This is a genomic window from Occallatibacter sp. (assembly GCF_049802275.1).
Classification (GTDB): domain Bacteria; phylum Acidobacteriota; class Terriglobia; order Terriglobales; family Acidobacteriaceae; genus Telmatobacter.
In genome coordinates this window covers 1-3531 of the sequence record NZ_JBARMD010000750.1, presented here as the reverse complement: position 1 = coordinate 3531, position 3531 = coordinate 1, and the positions used below count along the sequence as shown (strand labels likewise).

Sequence of the window (3531 nt, the reverse complement as noted above, 5' to 3'; positions counted from 1 at the left end):
GTACTGCGCGAAGTCCGCCCGCGGGTGGTGATTCTGCCCTATTGGCAGGCACGGCATCCTGACCATGCGATTGTGGCGGCGCTCGGATATGAAGCGTGTTTTTTGTCGGGTCTGAGCAGGGCGCCGGCGGTGCAATCGGCGGCGTCTTCGGCTCAGAAGGGGATTGCATTGGAAGAAACGGACCTGCCTCCCCATCGGCCTTTCAAAATTGTCTACGCCAGTTTGTATGCGGATGTTCGGCCCAGCTTCGTCGTCGACATCACGCCGTTCATCGAGCAGCGTCATGCGGCACTGATGGCGTACAAATCGCAATACGCGAACCAGTCTGCTGGCAGTGCGTTGTTCGTGCCGGAAGAAGAAATTCGCGAGCGGACGTTTGCCGAGGCGCGCCACTACGGGCTGCTGGCAGGCGTGAAATATGGCGAGCCCTTCGTGCAGAAGGAAGTCGGATTGGTCGACGATCTAACGCTTCTGCCGGTGCAGTCAATCTGATTGCAGTAGTGGCTGCTCTTATAAGCATTACTTATCCAATCTGAAAACAGAATAACTTTGCGTTATAGGTGACGTTTCGCCGAAACTGGACGTGGAGGTTGCCGATGACGCAGACCTGGGACACGCAGGCCTACGAATGGAACGGTGCATTTGTGCATGGACTCGCCGGCGGAGTGCTGGAGTGGCTGAACGCGCAGATGGGCGAATTTATTCTCGACCTGGGCTGCGGCGACGGGCAGTTGACGCAGCGCGTTTCTGCTACAGGGGCCCATGTGCTGGGAGTTGACGCGTCGCCAGACATGGTGGCCGCCGCGCGTGAACGGGGGATTGAGGCGGAACAGGCGAACGCCGAGAGTCTGCCGTTTCATGACGCGACCTTCGACGCGGTTTTCTCGAATGCGGCGCTGCACTGGGTAGGCAATCAGGATGCAATGTTGGCGCAGGTACACCGCGTGCTAAAGCCCGAAGGACGGTTCGTCGCGGAAATGGGCGGACACGGCAATATTGCGGCAATTCGCGTGGCGCTGATGGCGGTGCTGGAGCGGCATGGATACGGCGATCGCGAAGACGGGGTCAACTACTATCCAACGGCAGAGAGCTATACCGAGCGGATGACGCGGCATGGATTCAGGGTGGAGCAGATGAAGATAATTCCGCGACCCACGAAGCTGGCGGAGAGCGGAATGGAAGGCTGGCTGCGGACGTTTCGCCGCGGAGTTCTGGATGGATTACCTGAGGATGTGCGCGAGGCCGTGGTGAGAGAGACGGCAAAATTGCTCGCACCGGCACTGCAGGATGAAAAGGGAAATTGGATTGCAGACTATGTGCGGCTGCGGTTTGTGGCGAGGGCGTGATGTAAGTTATCTCGTCCAATGCGTGCGCGGAACTGCGGCAAGATAGATCGATCGCGAACAGAGCAGAACCGGCGGGGAAGCGAGCACTCGCTTTTTCGGCGCCAAAAAGCAATGGGGAGATCGGCGGAAGCAGATCTCCCCGTTTGTTGTGGCAGAAATCAGACTAATCGCCTAGACCGCCATTTCGTTCTCGGTTCCGCGACGGTTCTTGATTTCCGGCATAGGCGGATCAGCTTCCAGCAATTTCAAGCGGAAAAGCAGCCCTGCGACAATGCCGGCGATACTGGGAACGAGGAGGAAGAGCCAGAGTTGGTTCAGGGCTTTGCCGCCGACGAAGAGGGCTGGGCCGAGGCTTCGCGCTGGATTCACGCTGACGCCGGTAATGCGGATACCAAAGATGTGAATTACGACCAGGGTGATGCCAATGCCCAATCCGGCGAAGCCTGCGGGCGCGGCTTTTTGTGTCGAGCCCAGAATCACGATGACGAATATCAACGTGGCTATGAATTCGAAGACGATAGCCGACGTGACGTTGTATTCGCCCTGGTACCCGGCACCCCATCCGTTCTGACCAAGACCGCTGGTTGCGACGTCGTAGCCGTTACTCACGCCGTGAACGATCACCGAGAGCACTCCAGCCGCGAGAATGGCACCCGCGCATTGACCGATCCAATAGCCAATCATCTCGCCGGTTTTCATGCGGCCGGCAGTCCAAACGCCGAGGCTGACGGCGGGATTGATATGACAGCCGGAGATGGGCCCGATGCCATAAGCGGCGCCGATCAGGGCAAATCCAAACGCGAATGCGATGCCGACTACACCCACCTTGTCGCCGGCGACCACGGCAGTGCCGCAGCCAAAGAGCACTAGGATAAATGTGCCAACCAATTCAGCCAGATATTTCTTCATGAGTTCCTCCATTAACGTTCTTTACAGCTAAGGACTGGTTTCGCCGGATTTCATGCGTTCAGGCAGTGCGTTGAAACGGCACGAGTGGGGTTAAGAGGGATGGGCCGATTCCCAGTGTCGACCGGGTGCGAGTGTCGCAGACGCCAGTAACGAATCGCCACTGCCGATTCTGACAGCGAAAAAAAAGCAAAACGGCTCGCGAATTGATCCTTGGCCGGTATTGGCGCAAGGCTGGGTGAATATTTCAAATTCATCAAACGTTTGCAATTTGTTTGCCTTGCTGAAGTAATCTGTTAACGATTCCGGAGCGGCCTGACGCGGGGATCCGCGATGAAATCCAATGGCCCCCGGCGAAAGGCACCTCGGTTGAGCCAAACCGTATTTGTACTGGAAGACGACACCGACATCGCGCGGCTTGTACAGCATCACCTTGAAGCCGCAGGATTTGCACCCCGGATTTTCCATTCTCCCACCAATGTGATTGCGGATGCCGAGCGTCAGCCGCCGGCACTTTTTCTTCTGGACATCATGGTTCCGGGAGGCGATGGACTGGATATCTGCCGAAGGCTCAGGTCTCATCAGGCACTTTCGACCATTCCCATCATCTTTCTGACGGCGCGGGCGGGCGAGAACGATCGTGTTCTGGGACTCGAACTGGGCGCCGACGACTACATTACCAAGCCATTTGCCACAAGGGAGCTCGTAGCCCGTGTGAAGGCAGTACTGCGCAGGTTTGAGCGCCCGACTACTCCGTCGGTCATCAGCTTTGAAGAAGTGGTGATCGATGCAAATGCAATGCAGTTGAGGGTGCGCGGCGATTTGACGACGACGACGGCCACGGAGTTCCGCTTACTGGATTACCTTGCCCGCCACCCCGGACGCGTATTCAGCCGCGATCACTTGCTGGACTCGGTTTGGGGCGATGCGCGGTTTGTCACGCCGCGGTCGGTCGATGTGTACGTACGTCGTATCCGTGAGAAAATCGAGGTCGACCCGGAGAACCCGCGCTACCTGAAGACCGTGCGCGGTGCAGGGTACCGGTTTGAGATCCCGAAGGGTGAGTAAAACCGCAGGCCAAAGTCCGAGCGTGAGCAGGCCCTGAATTGACGCGCAAAGTCTTCGCAAAATTGATGGCGCTGTTTGTGCTCCTGCTGTTGTTTGAGACAGCGGCGATGGAAGTGATTCTGCGCCGCATGATGGAGCACTCGGCTGGAGAGACGCTGCACCGGCTGGGGCGCGAAGCCATCTGGGCGGGGCTGATCGCGCTGCTTGTGGC

Annotated in this window: 4 protein-coding genes; 3 read left to right on the top strand and 1 reads right to left on the bottom strand. The window is 57.9% G+C overall.

What is annotated here, in order from left to right; all coding sequences use genetic code 11:
* Together WA354_RS25170 and WA354_RS25165 are read left to right on the top strand one after the other, a co-directional pair.
* A partial coding sequence (locus WA354_RS25170) for a PIG-L family deacetylase (protein WP_472815781.1) occupies positions 1-492 on the top strand: 492 nt, incomplete at its 5' end.
* Between the two features lie 104 nt (positions 493-596).
* Positions 597-1346: a class I SAM-dependent methyltransferase gene (locus WA354_RS25165; protein ID WP_472815780.1), complete on the top strand. Its 750-nt coding sequence runs from the start codon at positions 597-599 to the stop codon at positions 1344-1346.
* Positions 1347-1517: 171 nt separating this feature from the next.
* Here the strand turns inward: WA354_RS25165 and WA354_RS25160 are convergent, their stop codons facing one another.
* A complete protein-coding gene (locus WA354_RS25160; RefSeq protein WP_472815779.1) occupies positions 1518-2255 on the bottom strand; it encodes an aquaporin in 738 nt (245 codons plus the stop codon).
* 366 nt (positions 2256-2621) lie between these two features.
* Here WA354_RS25160 and WA354_RS25155 point away from each other — a divergent pair, with 366 nt between their 5' ends.
* Entirely contained in the window at positions 2622-3320 is a 699-nt protein-coding gene (locus WA354_RS25155) for a winged helix-turn-helix domain-containing protein (protein ID WP_472815778.1), read from the top strand.
* Positions 3321-3531 lie beyond the last annotated feature (211 nt).